Origin of the sequence: Aureitalea marina (genome assembly GCF_002943755.1) — a bacterium.
Classification (GTDB): Bacteria; Bacteroidota; Bacteroidia; order Flavobacteriales; family Flavobacteriaceae; genus Aureitalea; species Aureitalea marina.
Genome location: NZ_MQUB01000001.1, coordinates 628,598 through 647,500, shown reverse-complemented (window position 1 = coordinate 647,500; position 18,903 = coordinate 628,598). Strand labels below are relative to the sequence as shown.

Annotated in this window: 17 protein-coding genes, 3 tRNA genes and 1 rRNA gene; 10 read left to right on the top strand and 11 right to left on the bottom strand. The window is 45.5% G+C overall.

Going from position 1 to position 18,903, the window contains the following annotated elements; all coding sequences use genetic code 11:
- Window positions 1–79 precede the first annotated feature (79 nt).
- The 3 genes from BST85_RS03060 to BST85_RS03050 form a co-directional block, all read right to left on the bottom strand.
- Window positions 80–153 (bottom strand) — tRNA-Ala (locus BST85_RS03060).
- Window positions 154–247: 94 nt separating this feature from the next.
- A tRNA-Ile gene (locus BST85_RS03055) sits at window positions 248–321 on the bottom strand.
- Between the two features lie 103 nt (window positions 322–424).
- Window positions 425–1,946, bottom strand: a 16S ribosomal RNA gene (locus BST85_RS03050).
- Between the two features lie 576 nt (window positions 1,947–2,522).
- Between BST85_RS03050 and thrS the strand changes: the two genes are divergently transcribed.
- The 5 genes from thrS to BST85_RS03020 all read left to right on the top strand — a co-directional run bounded on the left by thrS (window position 2,523) and on the right by BST85_RS03020 (window position 6,792).
- Complete coding sequence (gene thrS, locus BST85_RS03040; protein WP_104811915.1) at window positions 2,523–4,469, top strand: threonine--tRNA ligase; 1,947 nt, start codon at window positions 2,523–2,525, stop codon at window positions 4,467–4,469.
- A 61-nt stretch (window positions 4,470–4,530) separates the two neighbouring features.
- The gene (gene infC, locus BST85_RS03035) at window positions 4,531–5,043 is read left to right on the top strand and encodes a translation initiation factor IF-3 (RefSeq protein ID WP_281259724.1); all 513 of its coding nucleotides are present in this window, start codon (window positions 4,531–4,533) and stop codon (window positions 5,041–5,043) included.
- 61 nt (window positions 5,044–5,104) lie between these two features.
- A complete protein-coding gene (rpmI, locus tag BST85_RS03030) occupies window positions 5,105–5,302 on the top strand; it encodes a 50S ribosomal protein L35 (protein ID WP_104811913.1) in 198 nt (65 codons plus the stop codon).
- Between the two features lie 93 nt (window positions 5,303–5,395).
- A complete protein-coding gene (gene rplT, locus BST85_RS03025) occupies window positions 5,396–5,740 on the top strand; it encodes a 50S ribosomal protein L20 (RefSeq protein WP_104811912.1) in 345 nt (114 codons plus the stop codon).
- A gap of 143 nt (window positions 5,741–5,883) precedes the next feature.
- Window positions 5,884–6,792, top strand: a complete 909-nt coding sequence (locus tag BST85_RS03020; protein WP_104811911.1) for an OmpA family protein — start codon at window positions 5,884–5,886, stop codon at window positions 6,790–6,792.
- Window position 6,793: 1 nt separating this feature from the next.
- On the opposite strand, the gene BST85_RS03015 is transcribed toward BST85_RS03020, so the two are convergent.
- From BST85_RS03015 to tgt, 6 genes are all read right to left on the bottom strand, one after another.
- A complete protein-coding gene (locus BST85_RS03015; protein ID WP_104811910.1) occupies window positions 6,794–8,053 on the bottom strand; it encodes an asparagine synthetase B in 1,260 nt (419 codons plus the stop codon).
- A gap of 89 nt (window positions 8,054–8,142) precedes the next feature.
- Window positions 8,143–9,693 carry a replicative DNA helicase gene (gene dnaB / locus BST85_RS03010; RefSeq protein WP_104811909.1) on the bottom strand — a complete coding sequence of 517 codons (1,551 nt, stop codon included), beginning with the start codon at window positions 9,691–9,693 and terminating at the stop codon, window positions 8,143–8,145.
- Window positions 9,694–9,862: 169 nt separating this feature from the next.
- Window positions 9,863–10,816 (bottom strand): acetyl-CoA carboxylase carboxyltransferase subunit alpha, encoded by a 954-nt coding sequence (locus BST85_RS03005; RefSeq protein WP_104811908.1) that lies wholly within the window; start codon window positions 10,814–10,816, stop codon window positions 9,863–9,865.
- A 69-nt stretch (window positions 10,817–10,885) separates the two neighbouring features.
- Entirely contained in the window at window positions 10,886–11,770 is an 885-nt protein-coding gene (locus tag BST85_RS03000; RefSeq protein WP_104811907.1) for a DMT family transporter, read from the bottom strand.
- Window positions 11,757–12,833 (bottom strand): LptF/LptG family permease, encoded by a 1,077-nt coding sequence (locus BST85_RS02995; protein WP_104813879.1) that lies wholly within the window; start codon window positions 12,831–12,833, stop codon window positions 11,757–11,759. Before BST85_RS02995 ends, BST85_RS03000 begins: the two co-directional genes overlap by 14 nt.
- A gap of 2 nt (window positions 12,834–12,835) precedes the next feature.
- Window positions 12,836–13,966 carry a tRNA guanosine(34) transglycosylase Tgt gene (gene tgt / locus BST85_RS02990; protein WP_104811906.1) on the bottom strand — a complete coding sequence of 377 codons (1,131 nt, stop codon included), beginning with the start codon at window positions 13,964–13,966 and terminating at the stop codon, window positions 12,836–12,838.
- Window positions 13,967–14,154: 188 nt separating this feature from the next.
- Here tgt and BST85_RS02985 point away from each other — a divergent pair, with 188 nt between their 5' ends.
- Window positions 14,155–15,000 (top strand): transketolase, encoded by an 846-nt coding sequence (locus tag BST85_RS02985; protein WP_104811905.1) that lies wholly within the window; start codon window positions 14,155–14,157, stop codon window positions 14,998–15,000.
- 17 nt (window positions 15,001–15,017) lie between these two features.
- On the top strand, window positions 15,018–15,971 hold the full coding sequence (locus tag BST85_RS02980) for a transketolase family protein (RefSeq protein ID WP_104811904.1): 954 nt from the start codon (window positions 15,018–15,020) through the stop codon (window positions 15,969–15,971).
- A 63-nt stretch (window positions 15,972–16,034) separates the two neighbouring features.
- On the opposite strand, the gene BST85_RS02975 is transcribed toward BST85_RS02980, so the two are convergent.
- Window positions 16,035–16,955, bottom strand: coding sequence for an FKBP-type peptidyl-prolyl cis-trans isomerase (locus BST85_RS02975; protein ID WP_104811903.1), 921 nt, complete (start codon window positions 16,953–16,955; stop codon window positions 16,035–16,037).
- Window positions 16,956–17,034: 79 nt separating this feature from the next.
- Here BST85_RS02975 and BST85_RS02970 point away from each other — a divergent pair, with 79 nt between their 5' ends.
- Together BST85_RS02970 and BST85_RS02965 are read left to right on the top strand one after the other, a co-directional pair.
- Window positions 17,035–17,409 carry an RNA-binding S4 domain-containing protein gene (locus BST85_RS02970; protein ID WP_104811902.1) on the top strand — a complete coding sequence of 125 codons (375 nt, stop codon included), beginning with the start codon at window positions 17,035–17,037 and terminating at the stop codon, window positions 17,407–17,409.
- 39 nt (window positions 17,410–17,448) lie between these two features.
- Window positions 17,449–17,952, top strand: coding sequence for a phosphoribosyltransferase family protein (locus BST85_RS02965; RefSeq protein WP_104811901.1), 504 nt, complete (start codon window positions 17,449–17,451; stop codon window positions 17,950–17,952).
- Here the strand turns inward: BST85_RS02965 and BST85_RS02960 are convergent.
- On the bottom strand, window positions 17,944–18,465 hold the full coding sequence (locus tag BST85_RS02960) for a shikimate kinase (protein ID WP_104811900.1): 522 nt from the start codon (window positions 18,463–18,465) through the stop codon (window positions 17,944–17,946). The genes BST85_RS02965 and BST85_RS02960 overlap by 9 nt on opposite strands.
- Window positions 18,466–18,619: 154 nt before the next feature.
- Here BST85_RS02960 and BST85_RS02955 point away from each other — a divergent pair.
- Window positions 18,620–18,695 (top strand) — tRNA-Lys (locus BST85_RS02955).
- Window positions 18,696–18,903 lie beyond the last annotated feature (208 nt).

Here is an 18,903-nt window from a genome sequence, read left to right as displayed (position 1 = left end):
AAAATGTCCGTTTTCGGAGTGCGCTTACGCGCTAACCTCAAACTCTCATTTTGAAAAACCTTCTACAAGGTTTTATCTGTGGAGAATATCGGAGTCGAACCGATGACCTCCTGCGTGCAAGGCAGGCGCTCTAGCCAGCTGAGCTAATTCCCCGTCTTTTAAAAAGTAGACAACTAAGCCCCCTTCTTGAGTTGACAGATGCCCAACTTCTAAAATAATCCAATACGTTCTTTCAATGAACTCTTCGTAGTCTCGGGCAGACTCGAACTGCCGACCTCTACATTATCAGTGTAGCGCTCTAACCAGCTGAGCTACGAGACTTTCTGTTCCTTATATATCTTAATAAAATTGACAGCTAAACTAAGTAGAGCCCCTTGACTCTCTCTTAACGGATTTGTCTTCTAAAGGTTAGAAACATCTCTAGAAAGGAGGTGTTCCAGCCGCACCTTCCGGTACGGCTACCTTGTTACGACTTAGCCCCAGTTACTAGTTTTACCCTAGGCAGCTCCTTACGGTCACCGACTTCAGGTACCCCCAGCTTCCATGGCTTGACGGGCGGTGTGTACAAGGCCCGGGAACGTATTCACCGGATCATGGCTGATATCCGATTACTAGCGATTCCAGCTTCACGGAGTCGAGTTGCAGACTCCGATCCGAACTGTGACCGGTTTTATAGATTCGCTCCCCCTCACGGGGTGGCTGCTCACTGTACCGGCCATTGTAGCACGTGTGTAGCCCAGGACGTAAGGGCCGTGATGATTTGACGTCATCCCCACCTTCCTCACGGTTTGCACCGGCAGTCTTGTTAGAGTTCCCGACATTACTCGATGGCAACTAACAACAGGGGTTGCGCTCGTTATAGGACTTAACCTGACACCTCACGGCACGAGCTGACGACAACCATGCAGCACCTTGTAAATTGTCCGAAGAAAAAGGTGTTTCCACCCCTGTCAACTTACATTTAAGCCCTGGTAAGGTTCCTCGCGTATCATCGAATTAAACCACATGCTCCACCGCTTGTGCGGGCCCCCGTCAATTCCTTTGAGTTTCATTCTTGCGAACGTACTCCCCAGGTGGGATACTTATCACTTTCGCTTAGCCACTGAACCCGAAAGTCCAACAGCTAGTATCCATCGTTTACGGCGTGGACTACCAGGGTATCTAATCCTGTTCGCTCCCCACGCTTTCGTCCCTCAGCGTCAATATACTGTTAGTGATCTGCCTTCGCAATTGGTATTCTATGTAATATCTATGCATTTCACCGCTACACTACATATTCTAACCACTTCACAGTAATTCAAGACAACCAGTATCAAGGGCAATTTTACGGTTGAGCCGCAAACTTTCACCCCTGACTTAATTGCCCGCCTACGGACCCTTTAAACCCAATGATTCCGGATAACGCTCGGACCCTCCGTATTACCGCGGCTGCTGGCACGGAGTTAGCCGGTCCTTATTCTTACAGTACCGTCAAGCTCCCTCACGAGGGAGTGTTTCTTCCTGTATAAAAGCAGTTTACAACCCATAGGGCCGTCTTCCTGCACGCGGCATGGCTGGTTCAGGCTCTCGCCCATTGACCAATATTCCTCACTGCTGCCTCCCGTAGGAGTCTGGTCCGTGTCTCAGTACCAGTGTGGGGGATCCCCCTCTCAGGGCCCCTACCTATCGTCGTCTTGGTGAGCCGTTACCTCACCAACAAACTAATAGGACGCATACTCATCTTACACCGTAACCTTTAATGTATGTACCATGCGATACTAACATTCTATGGGGTATTAATCTTCATTTCTAAAGGCTATCCCCCAGTGTAAGGCAGATTGTATACGCGTTACGCACCCGTGCGCCGGTCGTCAGCGGATTGCAAGCAATCCCTGTTACCCCTCGACTTGCATGTGTTAGGCCTGCCGCTAGCGTTCATCCTGAGCCAGGATCAAACTCTTCATCGTCAAATCTTAAATAATTTTAATCTCTAACAATCAAAAGCCAAACCCAAAAGAATCTCAGAAACGTCTACTTAGTTTAGTTTTCGATACAAGCTGGATCGTTTCCAATCCAAGCTCATACGCTGTCAATTTCAATAATCTCAAAGATCTTTCCGCTTATCAAAAACAACATCCCTGTCGTTTTTAGCGGCTGCAAATGTACGACAGTTTTTTTATCCTGCAATACATTTAATATTTTTTTTGAACTTTTTTCCTTGGATCCTCGCTTGCTCAATTTCTCAAGAAAACTTCCCTCGGAAAGCGGCTGCAAATATAGAAGCGAAAACCAATATGACAAACCCTAAATCGACTTTTTTTAAAAAAATATTACGTCCAAAATCATAACCGATTGATTCTATACAGCTTAATACAAATTGGTGATTTTTAGCCCCTTATTACCTATATATTATACGCTATCACAACGGTCGGTTCACTCCATTCATGAAAATCGTGCTAAAAATGAGGAGTTATTGTATATGGTTGATTCTCGTAGTATCTTTGGCCCTCTCAAATCAAGTGTAGATTTTAATTTAAGTATTGATGATTTCTGTATCCTTGCCAGACGGCAGTGTCAAAGAGTTCGAAGCTGGGACTAGACCCATCGATGTTGCAATGAGCATCAGCGAAGGATTGGCCCGTAATGTCATATCCGCGTCCTACGACGGACAGACCATCGAATCTACCACCCCGCTGGAGACAGATGGAAACCTGGTGCTATACACTTGGAGAGACCCTCAAGGCAAACAGGCTTTTTGGCATTCTTCCGCTCATGTACTTGCACAGGCCTTGGAGGAACTATATCCCGGGGTCAAACTGACAATTGGTCCTGCCATTGAAAACGGGTTTTACTACGACATCGACCCTGGCGAGCATACGATCTCCGAGAAGGATTTACCTAAGATTGAACAGAAGATGCTGGAGATCGCCCGAGGCAAGCACGAGTTCAGTATGCGTAGCAGCACTAAGGAGGATGCACTAGAATTCTATCGTTCCCAAGGCAATGAGTACAAAGTGGAATTGATTGAAGGCCTGGAAGACGGCACCATTACTTTTTGTGACCACGATACCTTTACCGACCTCTGTAGAGGAGGACATATTCCGAACACCGGAATTGTAAAAGCGGTTAAACTGATGAGCGTTGCTGGAGCCTATTGGCGAGGTGATGAGAACAACACGCAACTCACCAGAATCTACGGAGTTTCTTTCCCTAAGCAAAAAGATTTGAAGGAATACCTGGAGCTGCTAGAGGAAGCTAAAAAGAGAGACCACAGAAAACTAGGAAAAGAGCTGGAACTGTTCACATTCTCCCAGCGTGTTGGCCAGGGACTTCCACTATGGCTACCCAAAGGCGCTGCGCTCAGGGAGCGTTTGGAGAACTTCTTGAAGGCTGCTCAAAAGAAGGCCGGTTACGAAATGGTTATCTCACCACACATTGGTCAAAAGGATCTGTACGTCACTTCCGGGCACTACGCCAAATATGGAGAGGATAGCTTCCAACCGATCAAGACCCCGCATCAGGATGAGGAATTCCTGCTAAAACCCATGAATTGTCCACACCACTGTGAGATATTCAAGAGTAAGCCATGGTCGTACAAAGACCTGCCTAGACGCTACGCAGAGTTTGGAACTGTTTATCGATATGAGCAAAGCGGGGAGCTACATGGGCTGACACGGGTTCGAGGATTTACGCAAGACGATGCCCACATCTTTTGTACACCCGATCAGCTGAACGAAGAGTTCAAAAAAGTGATCGATCTGGTCCTTTATGTTTTTCAATCCCTTGGCTTTGAAGATTTCGTTACTCAGGTCTCCGTTCGGGATCCTGAGAATCCAGATAAATACATCGGTTCAAAAGAAAATTGGGACATCGCAGAAAAGGCTATCATAGAAGCAGCCGAGCAAAAAGAGCTCAATTATGTGATCGAGACTGGAGAGGCAGCTTTCTATGGACCCAAACTGGACTTTATGGTCAGGGATGCCCTAGGACGACAGTGGCAATTGGGAACCATCCAGGTAGATTATAACTTGCCAGAGCGCTTCGAATTGGAGTACAAAGGCAGTGATAATGAGATGCACAGACCGGTCATGATTCATCGTGCTCCGTTTGGAAGCATGGAACGATTTGTCGCAATCTTGTTGGAGCATACAGCAGGGAATTTCCCCTTATGGCTTATGCCCGAACAAGTTAGCATTTTGTCCCTGAGCGAGAAATACGAGAATTACGCTCAAAAAGTTTTAAATTTGCTCGAAAATCACGAAATTCGCGCCCTCGCTGACAATCGGAATGAAACAATAGGCCGAAAGATCCGTGAAGCAGAAATGAATAAGATCCCATATATGCTGATCTTAGGAGAACAAGAAGAACAGCAGGGAACAATTTCGGTCCGAAAGCACAGCGAAGGTGACCTTGGAAGTATGAGTGTAGAAGAATTTGCCACACTGATCAACAACGAGATCGCCGGAAGCATAAAGGAGTTTAACGTTTAACTAAATACGCCAAACCATAGCAATACGTAGAAAAAGAGGTAGAAGAGGTCCTGCGAGAATTATCAAGGAGGACAAACACCGGATCAATCAGAAGATCCAGGCCAGCGAAGTAAGACTGGTCGGGGATAATGTTGAAATAGGAATCTATCCGTTGGCCAAAGCCCAGCAGATAGCGCGAGATCAGGAATTAGACCTGGTCGAGATCTCACCAAATGCAAATCCACCGGTTTGTAAGGTGATGGACTACAAGAAATTTGTCTACGAGCAGAAGAAGAGGGAGAAGGCGTTAAAGGCGAAAGCAACCAAAGTCATTATCAAGGAGATTCGGTTTGGTCCGAATACCGACGATCACGACTATGCGTTTAAAAAGAAGCATGCGGAAAAGTTCTTAAAGGACGGAGCCAAACTGAAGGCCTACGTATTTTTCAAAGGACGTTCCATCATTTACAAGGACAAAGGAGAAATCCTGTTGTTGAAACTTGCCCAGGAATTGGAAGAGTACGGTAAGGTGGAACAAATGCCGAAGCTGGAAGGGAAGCGAATGACCATGTTCATTGCTCCCAAAAAGAAGTAGTAAAAAAATATCCTGCGTTGAAAGACGTGGGTAGAGCGAGATAAATAGAAAACAAAGGAAGATGCCTAAGCAAAAGACGAAATCCAGTGCCAAGAAGCGGTTTAAGCTGACCGGTTCTGGAAAGATCAAGCGAAAGCATGCGTTTAAGAGTCACATTCTGACTAAGAAATCAAAAAAACGCAAGCTTGCTCTGACCCATTCTACCTTGGTAGATAAGTCGGACGAAGACAACGTGAAGCAGATGCTTCGTATGAAGTAAGTTGCTCACCGGTTAAATCAATTACGTAACCCTGGAGTATGGCTTTTTAAAGAATTCGCTTTGCGGATCGCCTGCTACAAAAAACAGTAAATTATGCCAAGATCAGTAAATTCAGTTGCTAAACGTGCACGCCGGAAAAAGGTGATGAAACAGGCCAAAGGGTACTATGGTCGCCGAAAGAACGTGTGGACAGTAGCAAAAAATGCGGTAGAAAAAGCGATGCAATATTCGTATCGCGATCGCCGCGCCAAAAAGAGGTCCTTCCGTGCCTTGTGGATCACCCGTATCAATGCTGGTGCTCGTCAACATGGAATGTCCTATTCGAAATTCATGGGGAAACTCAAAGCCAATAACATCGAACTGAACCGTAAGGTTCTGGCCGATCTGGCGATGAATCACCCAGAAGCTTTCGAAGCCATTGTAAATAAAGTCAAGTAAGGCGGAAGCCAAACGTATAACTCATATTTCGCTCAGAACCCCGCTCATTGTTGCGGGGTTTGTTTTTTTATAGAGAAGCATATTATCTTTAGGCGGGACTTAACCAATTCGACATTAGAAAATTAGGGACCATATTACTGCTCATGTTCCTCCCCGCGGGACTATGGAGCCAATCCGAAGCCAAGTATCACTATACGGGAAGCGACGGAACCAGACTCTATCTCCCCCTGGGAAAGATCTCCTTTGCCGATTCTGTGGCGTCCTTTAATCTGGGAACACCAAAACCTGTCAAAAAATTTAGGGATGCGAACCAAGCCCTGGGCAAACCAAACTACACTGCCTACAGGAGCCCTGATTTTGTCTCACTTGGATGCGAAGGGGAAATTGTATTAGCTTTCACTAATAATGGTTTTATGAATCTTGGAGGAGCCGATCTATTTGTCCTGGAAGTTGGCCCGGCAAAAGAAAAGACCAGAGTAGAGATAAGCTCGGATGGAGAGACCTGGACCTTTGCCGGCATAGCCGAAGGGGCAAGTGCAAAATTGGAATTCAGTGATGAAAAGATCGATAGTACAACCGTCTTTCACTATGTACGCCTGACCGATATGCAAGATCAGTGCGACGGGATTACGGCTGGGGCCGATATCGATGCAATAGCGGCTATCAACAGTGTGATCGAACTGAGCATCAACGCAGATGTGTTGTTCGACGTAGACAAATGGGAACTCAAGCCAACTGCCAACGAGATCTTGCAACAATTTGTAGAGGCAATAGCCATAGTAGATCAAGGAACCATTCGTATAGATGGGCATACGGACAGCGACGGGGACAACGACTATAATTTCAGACTTTCTCAGAACCGATGCACATCGGTCGCTCAGAGGCTAAATAAGTTGATTACCCATTCCAATTCCTTTGATTATGATCTAAATGCATTTGGAGAAGAATCACCTAAGGTAACCAACGACACGGACGAGAATAAACAGATCAACCGGCGTGTCGAGATCAGACTCTTTCCGCCGAAAAGCTACTATGAAAATCTAAAGAAATAGATCACGTCTTTTGCTTCTTTTTCTTGGCAGCCGGAAACAGTACATTGTTCAGTATCAAACGATAACCTGGCGAATTAGGATGCAAGGCCAGCTCTGTTTTTGCGTCCCCTACTCTGTGCTGATAGTCTTCAGGATCGTGACCGCCATAAAAGGTAAAGAATCCTTTTCCTTTTACCCCATGAATATACCGAGCTTCCCCATTGGTCTTGTTCTCACCCATGATAAGCACATTAGACTTGATCTCATCCCGTGCAAAGGAAGTGGTCTGTCCCATAAATCCTTTGACAAGGGCAGTATGATTTTGTACCAACATACAGGGAATGGGATCCCATTTGGCTGAATAATCCATTAATGAAAAATAATCGGTTTCCTTGATGATCCGCCTTCTTCTGGTCATATCTATGGAGGAGAATTCGTAGACCATAGGACTGCGTTCCAGAGAGAAATTGGTAAAGGCAAAGGTCTTACGGAAATCGATCTTAGACTGATAACCCGGTTCGCTGGGATCCCCATCGAACATGGTCTCACAAATATCTACTCCTTCTGCTGCCAGGGCAATGTCGAAACTATCTGTCGCACTACACATGGCAAACATAAAACCTCCTCCCACAACATAGTCCCGGATCTTCAAAGCCACATCACGTTTAGCTTCGGAAACTTTGCTATATCCTAAACTAGAGGCAAGTTGTTCAGCCTCTTGCTTGTTCCTGATATACCAGGGTGCAGCTCTGTATGCCCGGTAGAATTTCCCGTATTGTCCGGTAAAATCCTCATGATGTAGATGCAACCAATCGTACAATATGAGTTGATCGGTCAGGACCTCTTCGTCATAAACAACCGTATATGGAATCTCCGCATATGTGAGCACCATCGTAACTGCATCGTCCCAGGGCTGATTTCCCTTTGGAGAATATACCGCGATCTTAGGTGCTTTTTCCAGTACTACGGCCTCCATATTCTGTGAAGGACTACTGATCAGTTCAAGTATTCCTTCTGCAGCGTTATTGGAGATCAGTTCGAAACTAACCCCGCGGATCTGACACTCCTTCCGAATCTCTTCGCTATCAGGAAGCAGAAATGATCCACCCCTGTAATTGAGTAACCATTTGACCTTCACCTGTCTCTCCAAGGTCCAATAGGTAATTCCATAGGCCTTGAGGTGCTCTTTTTGGGATTCGGCATCCATAGGTATAAGAATATAGGAAGCCAGAGCCGGCAGGCTGAACAACACACAAATAAGAAGGATTATCAGTTTCTTCATAGCTAAAGTGCTGTACAATATACGGTTTTGGAAAAAGTGGTAACGCTAAAATCTTGCCAAAACAAGTGTTGAAGGTCGCGCGCTAGAATCTAGAATGGGATATCGTCATCCCCGTCGGAAGAGGTTTCATTCATTGAACTTCCAAATGCCTCGTCTGCCGATGGATAGCGATCCGTTCGGAAGGTATCATCGTTGGCGGCATCGTTCATGCGGGAGTGGATCTCGGTTGGGTAATCGAAGGTTTCGAGGTTTTCGAAACGACCCAAATGCCCAACGAACTTCAATCTGATCTCATCCAAACCACCATTACGGTGTTTTGCTACGATAAACTCGGCCTGACCGGCAGTTGGTGATCGCTCTTCATCGTCCCACTCATCGATCTTATAATATTCCGGACGATAGATGAAGCTTACAATATCTGCATCCTGCTCGATCGCTCCTGATTCCCTGAGGTCAGACAACAACGGACGTTTACTCCCGCCCCTGGTCTCTACGGCACGCGATAACTGAGAAAGCGCTATAACAGGCACATTGAGTTCCTTGGCCAAGGCCTTAAGGTTCCTGGAAATGGTGGAGATCTCCTGCTCCCTATTCCCTCCTTTTTGCGTTCCACCTGCCGTCATCAATTGGAGATAATCGATCATGATCAGTTTAATGCCATGCTGAGAAGAAAGACGTCTGGCCTTTGCCCTGAGATCAAATATAGATAGGGACGGTGTATCATCAATAAAGAGGGGTGCCTTCTCCAAGCCTTTCACCTTCACATTTAGTTGCTCCCATTCATGTTTTTCGAGATTACCAGTTCTGAGCTTTTCAGAATTCAGACCTGTTTCGGAGGAGATCAGTCGAGTGATCAACTGAACCGATGACATCTCCAGGGAAAAGAAAGCAACAGGAATGTTGTGTTCTACTGCCATATTACGGGCCATAGAGAGGGTCAAGGCTGTTTTACCCATACCCGGTCGTGCCGCAATGATCACCAGATCACTGGGCTGCCATCCGGAGGTAAGCTTATCTACCTGGGAGAAACCGGAAGGAATCCCCGAAAGTCCTTCCCTATTGGCAATTTCTTCAATTTTATGCTTGGCCTGAATAACCAGATTCTGTGCCGTCTCCGTAGACCGTTTTATGTTACCCTGAGTAATCTCATAGAGTTTGGCCTCAGCATTATCCAGGAGGTCAAATACATCGGTGGTCTCATCGTATGCGTCCTCGATTATATCGCTGGAGATCTTGATCAAACTTCGTTGAATAAATTTCTGAAGAATGATCCTGGCATGGAATTCAATATGAGCTGAAGACGCTACTTTCTGGGTCAATTGGACCAAGTAAAACTCCCCGCCTATGGCATCGAGCTTAGCGTCCCGTTTTAATTGAGCCGAAACGGTTAATAAGTCTACAGGCTCGCTTTTTTCGAAGAGTGTGAAGATCGCCTGGAAAATGTGTTGATGGGCCTCTTTATAGAAAACATCCGGATGCAATATATCGATGACCTCATCCACTCCTTTTTTGTCGATCATCATTGCTCCAATCACAACTTCCTCTAAATCAACCGCTTGAGGAGGTAATTTTCCTTTTTCCAAAGAAATCACCTGTCCTTTACGTTCAGGATATAGACTGTGAGGCTTGACTTTTTCCATGAAGCGAATGTAAAAAAATTGTAAACAAACCGTGCGGATTCATGAATATCTATTCTTCACCGGTCATTAACATTTAAACTGTTAAAAACCTCGAAAAATTGTTGATAAGGTGCAAAAAAAATCCGGACCTAAAGGTTCGGATTCATGAAAATCGTTGGTATTGTTGAGACTAGGATTTAAAGACACCCATCTCGGCGTATTTACCCATCCGTTTATCCACCAGATCTGATGGGGATAAGTTCTTTAAGTCGCCATATGCTTTTTCGATCGCCTTACTAACCGTTACATAGGTAGAATCCTTGTCGCTGTGGGCACCACCTAAAGGTTCTTTTACGATCTGGTCGATCAGCTTGAGTTTCTTCATATCGGTAGCTGTAAGCTTCAGTGCTTCTGCCGCCTGCTCTTTATACTCCCAGCTTCTCCAAAGAATAGAGGAACAGCTCTCTGGGGAAATGACCGAATACCAGGTATTTTCTAACATCAATACGCTATCGCCAACACCTATTCCAAGGGCGCCTCCACTTGCTCCCTCACCAATTATCACTACAATAATGGGCACCTCTAACCTGGTCATTTCTAAGATATTCCGGGCAATAGCCTCACCTTGACCCCGTTCCTCAGCTTCCATTCCAGGATATGCTCCTGGGGTGTCGATCAAAGTCACAACGGGTACACCGAATTTCTCGGCCATTTTCATCAGCCTTAATGCTTTGCGGTAACCCTCGGGATTGGCCATCCCAAAGTTCCTGTACTGACGGGTCTTGGTATTATAACCCTTTTGCTGACCGATAAACATATAGCTCTGATCTCCAATCTTACCCAGACCACCCACCATGGCTTTATCATCCTTGAAGTTTCGGTCTCCGTGTAACTCTAAAAAGGTATCCCCGCAAATGGCCCTTATGTAGTCCATGGTATAGGGACGGTTGGGATGACGGGAGAGTTGAACCCTTTGCCAAGGCGTCAGATTCTTATAGATCTCCTTCTTGGTATCCTCCAGTTTCTTCTCGATCTGCTTACAGGTGTTGGTCACATCGACATCACTCTCCTCGCCAATTTTACTGGCGCGCTCCAGCTGCTCCTGCAGTTCCTTGATCGGTAATTCAAATTCCAGGTATTCCATCCGCTGTGGGGTTGAATGTTTTCGTTGGTGGACAAAGATAAAACATTGTCCCATTCAACTGAAATTAGGTTATTTTTTTCTTTTCGCCTTTAGTTTGATGATCCCATTAGCCAAAACCGTCAGTAAGATAATGAGTGCGCCATAATAGAATTGAGAACTCATATATTCCTGATCACCAAGTATCAGTAGGGCCAAAATGATACCGTAGACCGGTTCCAGGTTGATGGTCAACATGACGGTATATGGACTGATCCACTTCATCACATGTACCGACGCAATAAACGCATAGGCCGTACAAACTGAGGCGAGAATCAGCAGATAAATAAAATCCGAACTGCTCAATTGGAACAATTCTGCACCGAATTCCCCGCGAGCGACTAAATAGATCGTGATGAACAAGGCTCCGAAGCCCAATTCGTAGAAGGAAATGACCGAAGCCTGATATCGTTGCACCAATTGCCCATTGATCACATTGAATAAAGCACCCAGGAATGCCGATACCAGAGCCAGACCGATGCCCAGAGTGTATTGAGTATCTACGCTAAATATGATATAAAGTCCAACCATAGCCAAAAGCCCAAAGAATACCTCGTATGGTATGATCCTTCGCTTAAAGAACAAAGGTTCTAAAAACGCAGTGAAAAAGGCTCCCGTAGACATGACGGCCAAAGTGACCGAGACATTGGCTTCTTTTACCGCACCAAAGAAGGTCACCCAATGCAGGGCAATTAGGAATCCTGCCAAAGCGAAGCGGATCAAAACCTTAGAACCATAGCGCAGTGGTTGTTTTCTAATCAGCAGATAGCCCAACAGGATGAGAGTTGCCATTCCCATCCTATACCAGACCAAAGGAATAGCATCAATACTAATAAGTGCACCCAGCACAGCCGTAAACCCCCAAATGAATACGATCAGATGAAGGTGGGCATAGTGAAGTGCCTTATCGTTTGGCATTGTTAAGGAGGTATACCGCTAAAATAGCAAAGATGAAGTTGGGGAACCAGGTGGCGACAAAGGGTGAGAAATCACTTTGCTCTGCCATAGTGCCAAATATTTTATCAAAGAAGATAAAGATCATACCTATTGCGATACCGATCGCAAGATTCACACCCATCCCTCCCCTTCGTTTCACAGAGCTGACCGCCACAGCAATAATGGTAAGAATATATGCGGAAACTGGCAGGCTCCATCGCTTGTATTGTACTACCTGATACCGATTGATATAGGATGATCCTTTAGCTTTTTCTCGTTCGATGAAGGAATTGAGCTCGGTATAGTTAAGTGTTTCCGCGATGTATTCGACCGGAGTGAGATCTTCCAATTCAAACGCAAAGGTGGTGTCGATCTTGGGGGACTTTTGGATGATATCCGAATCTTCCCCGATCAAACGCTTTTGATAACCGTACAAAGAATAGGTACTGTCTGCCTCGTTAAACCGAATGGATCGGGCAGCAATCTTATACGTCAATTCGTTACCCTCAAAATGCTCCAAGGTGAAATTATTACCTGACTTCTGCCCTACGTTGAAGTAACTGACATAGATATAATCATTGTCATTGATCTGTCTGTAGACATGACTGGATATCCTGTCCTTCTTTCCCTTTTTCAGATACTGGTAACTGAACTCATTAAACCCCTTACTGGCAACCGGCGCCAGGTACATACCCATAATAAGTGCCCCTCCACAGACAATTGTTGCACCGATCATGTAAGGACGCAAATAGCGATAATAAGATACTCCACTGGAAAGTATGGCAATAACCTCAGTATTGTTGGCCATCTTCGATGTAAACCAGATCACCGAGAGGAACAGAAACAAAGGAAAAAGCAAATTGGCAAAGTAGATTGTAAAGTCCCAATAGTACTTTGCCACTTCGATAAAAGGAACTTCGTTTGCAAGGATCTTATCGATCTTTTCGGCCAGGTTTACTGTAATTCCAATAGGAATGAACAGCAATAAAAGCAGGATGAAGGTTCCCAGGTATTTCCCGAGTATATATCGGTCAAGTATGCTCAGCATTACAGACGTTGATTCATTTGACGGACCATTTGATCCTTCCAGGAGGCAAAGTCTCCGGCTAAGATATGTTTTCTGGCCTCACGAACCAACCACAGATAAAAGCCCAGATTGTGAATACTCGCGATCTGACGACCCAACATTTCACCTACTGAGAATAGGTGTCTCAGGTAGGCCTTGGAGTAAGCTGTATCTACCCAGGTTATGCCCATTTCGTCTATAGGGGAAAAATCGTCTTCCCACTTCTTGTTCTTGATATTGATGGTTCCGTGAGCGGTAAATAGCATTCCATTCCGGCCGTTTCTGGTCGGCATGACGCAGTCGAACATGTCGATCCCCAAAGCAATATTCTCCAGGATGTTGATGGGAGTACCCACGCCCATCAGATAGCGGGGCTTATCCTCTGGCAAGACCTCACAGACCACTTCTGTCATCGCATACATCTCCTCTGCTGGTTCTCCTACGGATAGGCCACCAATGGCATTGCCTTCGGCCCCAACTGATGCGATATATTCTGCCGACTGTTTCCTCAGATCCTTATAGGTACTACCCTGCACGATAGGAAAGAACGTCTGGCTGTAATCGTATTTATAAGGGACTTCCTCTAGTCGATTCAAGCATCTATCCAACCAACGATGCGTCATGTGCATGGAACGCTTGGCGTAATCATAATCGCAGGGATAAGGCGTGCATTCGTCAAATGCCATGATGATATCTGCACCTATAGAACGCTGTATATCCATCACATTTTCTGGGGTGAAGACATGGTAACTTCCATCAATGTGAGACTTGAATTTCACGCCCTCCTCTTTAATCTTCCTATTGGCTGACAGGGAATACACCTGATAGCCTCCGCTATCGGTCAGTATGTTTCGATCCCAATTCATGAATTTGTGCAAGCCCCCAGCCTTTTCAAGAATATCGATCTGAGGTCTAAGATATAGATGATAGGTATTTCCCAGGATGATATCCGGATCGATCTCCTCGGTCAACTCCCGTTGATGAACCCCTTTGACTGTGGCCAGGGTACCAACTGGCATAAAAATAGGCGTTTGTATTTGCCCGTGATCCGTGGTTATGGTCCCTGCCCTGGCCTTGGAGTGCGGATCTTTAGCTGCTAGGTTGAATTGCATCTGCTGGGTGAAAATTGAAATGCAAAGATAGTCCGAATTATCAGGACAAGTCCTTAACTAATTGTGAATACCTGCTACTGAATTCCATCTGTTAACTAATTCGCGTTAACCGTTGATAAATGGCTTTTTTTAACCTTTGAGAAAGCCTTTAATTAGTGTACTTTTGTCGCCGTAAACTTTCAAGCTATATGCCCAATCAAGATCAGCTTCAGGACCTGGTAGTGCAGGTTCGAAGAGATATTCTAAGACAGGTGCACAAAGTGAACTCGGGACATCCCGGAGGCTCACTTGGATGCACCGAATTTTTTGTAGCCCTGTTTCAGGAAGTCATGGACAGGAAGTCAGGATTTGATATGGACGGTAAAGAAGAAGACATCTTCTTTTTATCCAACGGACACATCTCGCCTGTCTTCTACAGTGTACTAGCCCGTTCAGGATATTTTCCGGTGGAGGAATTAAACACCTTCCGTTTGATCAATTCCAGACTGCAAGGACATCCAACCACCCACGAAGGTCTTCCTGGAATACGTGTCGCATCAGGGTCATTAGGTCAGGGGCTTTCTGTTGCAATCGGAGCTGCTCAGACCAAGAAACTGAACGGAGATGACCACCTGGTATTTACATTATGTGGTGATGGTGAATTACAAGAAGGACAGAATTGGGAGGCCATCATGTATGGTGCCGCTCACAAAGCGGACAACCTCATACTGACCGTTGACTATAATGGTCAGCAAATTGATGGCTCTACAGACGATGTTCTGCCATTGGGCAACCTGAGAGCCAAGTTTGAAGCTTTTGGCTGGGAGGTGATGGAAATCGAAGATGGCAATGACCTTCAGGCTGTAATCTCTGGATTAGAAGCGGCTAAAACCAAAACCGGAAACGGCAAACCTGTCTGCGTGTTGATGCACACGGTTATGGGTAATGGTGTTGATTTTATGATGCACACCCATGCCTGGCATGGTAAAGCACCCAACGATGAGCAATTAGCTATCGGTTTAGCCCAGAACCCAGAAACCCTGGGAGACTATTAATCGCATTAGGAAAAAAGATGAAAAAATATATCGATAGTGGCGCCAAGGATACTCGCTCAGGGTTCGGTGCCGGATTGACAGAATTGGGAAAGAAGAACCCGGATGTTGTGGCACTCTGTGCTGATCTGACCGGTTCCCTAAAAATGGACGAATTCAAGGCCAATCACCCGGAACGATTTTTCCAGGTGGGGATTGCCGAGGCTAATATGATGGGGCTTGCAGCTGGAATGACCATAGGTGGAAAGATTCCTTTCACCGGAACCTTTGCTAACTTTTCTACCGGACGGGTGTATGATCAGATTCGTCAGAGTATAGCCTACAGTCACAAAAATGTAAAGATCTGTGCCTCGCATGCTGGATTGACCTTAGGGGAAGACGGTGCGACTCACCAGATCCTGGAAGACATTGGCCTGATGAAAATGCTCCCGGGAATGACGGTCATTAACACCTGTGACTTCAATCAAACTAAGGCAGCCACCATTGCAATTGCCGATCATCACGGTCCAGTCTATCTGCGTTTCGGAAGACCGAAAGTAGCCAATTTCACGGCGGAGGATCAAGTCTTTGAGATCGGTAAGGCAGTGCTTTTACAAGAAGGTACAGATGTAACCATTGTTGCCACTGGTCATTTGGTTTGGGAGGCCTTGCAAGCTGCAGAACAATTGAACGATCTGGGAATTTCTGCTGAAGTGATCAACATACACACCATCAAACCTCTGGACGAAGAAGCCATTCTTGCCAGTGTATCAAAAACAGCTTGTGTGGTAACAGCAGAAGAGCACAACTACTACGGAGGTCTTGGAGAAAGTGTGGCTCGTACGCTGACAAAAAACAATCCGGCTCCTCAAGAATTCGTTGCAACCATGGACACCTTCGGTGAATCCGGTACACCTGCACAATTGATGGAGAAATACGGTCTGAATGCGGCCTCAATAGTCGAAGCAAGTAAAAAGGTGATTGCTCGAAAATAAGGTGATGAACAAGCACAAAAAAACCTCGCTTAGGGCGAGGTTTTTTTAGGTCTTAATATCAAATCAACTATCGGGGTCTAGGTAATCCGGGGTTCCGTCACCGTCCTCATCTGGAAAGGTGATGTTGCCGTCCTCATCAATTTCAATCTCGATGAAGGTTGGTCGGCCGTCATTATCGTCGTCACCATCAAACATATTGAAGATCCCGTCACCATCGGTATCGTCATCCTCTTCGATTCCATTACCATTGAGGTCTTCCATGATGGATGGTACACCATCCTGATCCTGATCTACAACCTCTACAGCAAACAACTGGAATGTAAAGATCAACTGGGCATAAACCGGGATAAAAACAGCACTGATATCCGGTGGGGGTGGCTCTGAGAAATAGGCCAGCCCGGATGGAATAAATACAGCGCCAATTCCGTACTCATCAAAGGTCAAGCTACCGTCTGGGTTGCTGGTCACTCCAGTTGCCCCTTGAAATTCGACCATGGCATCCTGGAAACCATTTATGGTTTGAGTAATGTCCAATTGAACTGGTACAGTGGAACTATCAAAAAGATCCAGTCCATCTAGTAAACGACCTTCATAGGTCATTGTACCGACGTCCGGGAACCTCATTTGATCTCCAGCACCTCGTTCAACCTGCAAATAATACAGTTTGTACATCAGATCCGGTTCTTCCCTATCCGGTACCATTTTCGAAGTTACTTGATCGATCAGCGGAATCTTATCCGCATTGTCTCCTACGATGGAATCGATCCGAACTCGGAAATCAAATCCCGGCTCAGGGTTTTGAAACTCTTCGTAATTGTAAAAGTGGGTTGCTAAGAAGTCTTCGATCTCCTCCTGTGCGAAAGCAGCTTCCTCGGTTCTGTCCCTTTCAGGGATAGGCTCGGGTCCGTTGTCGTCATTTCCGCAGGCACCCATCACCATAACCACGACCAGAAGCAAACCAAGTTTGAAGTTGTCTATGCTCATCCTTATTTTTTTGGTGCCGCAAGATACGATTTTCCCCTATTTTAGTAGACTCGATTAACGAATTATTAAGGGCTATAACATGCGGGTTGATAAACTGCTTTGGTGTCTCAGATATTACAAAACCAGGAATATGGCTACCCAGGCCTGTCGGAAAGGTGCTATTAAGATAAACGATGAAGTAGCTAAACCATCAAGGGAGGTTTTCGCTGGAGACAACCTGACGGTGAGAAAGGATCAAATTGATCTTCAACTGGAAGTCCTGGACATCCCTCCAAGTCGGGTTGGGGCCAAGCTACTGCTGCAATACCGCAAGGATACCACTTCGGAAGAGGCTTATGCAAATAAGGAGTTTGCTTCTCTGGCTCAAAAATATTATCGTCAAAAAGGTAGCGGACGACCTACCAAAAAGGACCGAAGGGACCTGGATGAATTCACTGATCTTGACGAGGAATAGCTGCGGCTTTAATATCTTTGGAGTCTAATTAAAGGGAACATGGAAACTGCCACAACTGTAATTCTGAACCAGGAAGAGATTGCAAACAAGATCCGTCGTATTGCCTATCAGATCTATGAGACGAATACAGAGGAAAAAGAAGTGATCATCGCTGGTATCAAGAAAAATGGGCTGAAACTGGCTCAGCGGTTGAAAGAGAAGGTGGAAGAGATTTCCCCCATAGCCGTTACACTTTGTGAAGTGGAAATGGACAAACGTTCTCCCATTAACACCGTAAAGACCTCTTTAACCCCAGATCAATACAGGGATAAATCCCTGGTTTTGGTGGATGATGTATTGCATTCCGGCACCACCCTGATCTACGGGATCCGTCATTTTCTAGAAGTCCCGCTCAAGCAGTTCAAAACGGCTGTGCTGGTGAATCGAAATCACAAGAAATACCCTGTTAAGGCAGACTTTAAAGGAATATCCCTCTCGACTTCCCTGAACATGAATGTAGAAGTGATCTTCGAGAAAGGAAAAGACAGGGCGATCCTAGAGTAAGGTTTCTTCTATTCGTAGGGCCACCTGTTCTGGTGTTAGATCGTCACAATTGATTACCTGCTCGGCCTGCAGATAGTATCCCGAACGTTCGAAGAGATGCTTCCGAATAAAATCATTCAATAGATCCTTATTTTCCAGATGTACTATCAAGGGGCGTTCTTCACGTTCAGGCCAAAGTCGATCGGTCAGTACCTCAAGGGAACATTTCAGATACACGGTACGCACGGATTCATCCTGTAACATATAATCCATATTCCCTGCATAACAAGGTGTTCCTCCACCAGAGGAGAGCACCAGATCTCCGGACGCACATAAAACACGTCTCAACAATTGCGCCTCGATCTTTCGAAAATAGATCTCTCCTTGATCTTTGAAAATTTGTGGTATGGTCTTCGACTGATTCAGTTGAATCTCTAGGTCCAGGTCCAAATAATCACTGCCAATACGATCTGCCAGAACTCTTCCTACTGAAGATTTTCCGCTACCCATATAACCGATCAATACTATTTTCATAGTTGTATAAACTCTTTCTCTTTAGAGGACGATTCGAATTCCCTTGAACCATCAAATTTAATTTAATTTCGCTTTGAAATATCAAGATATTGATAGTATATTTGCACCCGCTTGCGGGGCTATGTAACACCTCGAAAAGTTCAGTTTAAATTATGACCTGGTAGCTCAGTTGGTAGAGCATCTCCCTTTTAAGGAGAGGGTCCTGGGTTCGAGCCCCAGCCAGGTCACCAGTTAATGCAAAACCCACCATAAATGGTGGGTTTTTTTGTTGGGTAGAAGTAGGAAGCTTGCTTTCGAACTTCAAGACAACAAAAAAACTGCACAAGCCGGAGGCTTGTGTGGTTTTGCATTTGCAACTTGGGATCGCTGGGTCCAACGAGCGAAGCGAGTTAACCCCAGCATTGATAATTTTGATGAATCCCAATATTTCTTCATCGG

Bases quoted from the DNA above. Each gene is read 5' to 3' on its own strand.
- thrS (WP_104811915.1), top strand. From the start codon at position 2,523: ATGATTTCTGTATCCTTGCCAGACGGCAGTGTCAAAGAGTTCGAAGCT.
- rpmI (WP_104811913.1), top strand. From the start codon at position 5,105: ATGCCTAAGCAAAAGACGAAATCCAGTGCCAAGAAGCGGTTTAAGCTG.
- rplT (WP_104811912.1), top strand. From the start codon at position 5,396: ATGCCAAGATCAGTAAATTCAGTTGCTAAACGTGCACGCCGGAAAAAG.
- BST85_RS03020 (WP_104811911.1), top strand. From the start codon at position 5,884: ATGTTCCTCCCCGCGGGACTATGGAGCCAATCCGAAGCCAAGTATCAC.
- BST85_RS03015 (WP_104811910.1), bottom strand. From the start codon at position 8,053: ATGAAGAAACTGATAATCCTTCTTATTTGTGTGTTGTTCAGCCTGCCG.
- dnaB (WP_104811909.1), bottom strand. From the start codon at position 9,693: ATGGAAAAAGTCAAGCCTCACAGTCTATATCCTGAACGTAAAGGACAG.
- BST85_RS03005 (WP_104811908.1), bottom strand. From the start codon at position 10,816: ATGGAATACCTGGAATTTGAATTACCGATCAAGGAACTGCAGGAGCAG.
- BST85_RS03000 (WP_104811907.1), bottom strand. From the start codon at position 11,770: ATGCCAAACGATAAGGCACTTCACTATGCCCACCTTCATCTGATCGTA.
- tgt (WP_104811906.1), bottom strand. From the start codon at position 13,966: ATGCAATTCAACCTAGCAGCTAAAGATCCGCACTCCAAGGCCAGGGCA.
- BST85_RS02985 (WP_104811905.1), top strand. From the start codon at position 14,155: ATGCCCAATCAAGATCAGCTTCAGGACCTGGTAGTGCAGGTTCGAAGA.
- BST85_RS02980 (WP_104811904.1), top strand. From the start codon at position 15,018: ATGAAAAAATATATCGATAGTGGCGCCAAGGATACTCGCTCAGGGTTC.
- BST85_RS02975 (WP_104811903.1), bottom strand. From the start codon at position 16,955: ATGAGCATAGACAACTTCAAACTTGGTTTGCTTCTGGTCGTGGTTATG.
- BST85_RS02970 (WP_104811902.1), top strand. From the start codon at position 17,035: ATGCGGGTTGATAAACTGCTTTGGTGTCTCAGATATTACAAAACCAGG.
- BST85_RS02965 (WP_104811901.1), top strand. From the start codon at position 17,449: ATGGAAACTGCCACAACTGTAATTCTGAACCAGGAAGAGATTGCAAAC.
- BST85_RS02960 (WP_104811900.1), bottom strand. From the start codon at position 18,465: ATGAAAATAGTATTGATCGGTTATATGGGTAGCGGAAAATCTTCAGTA.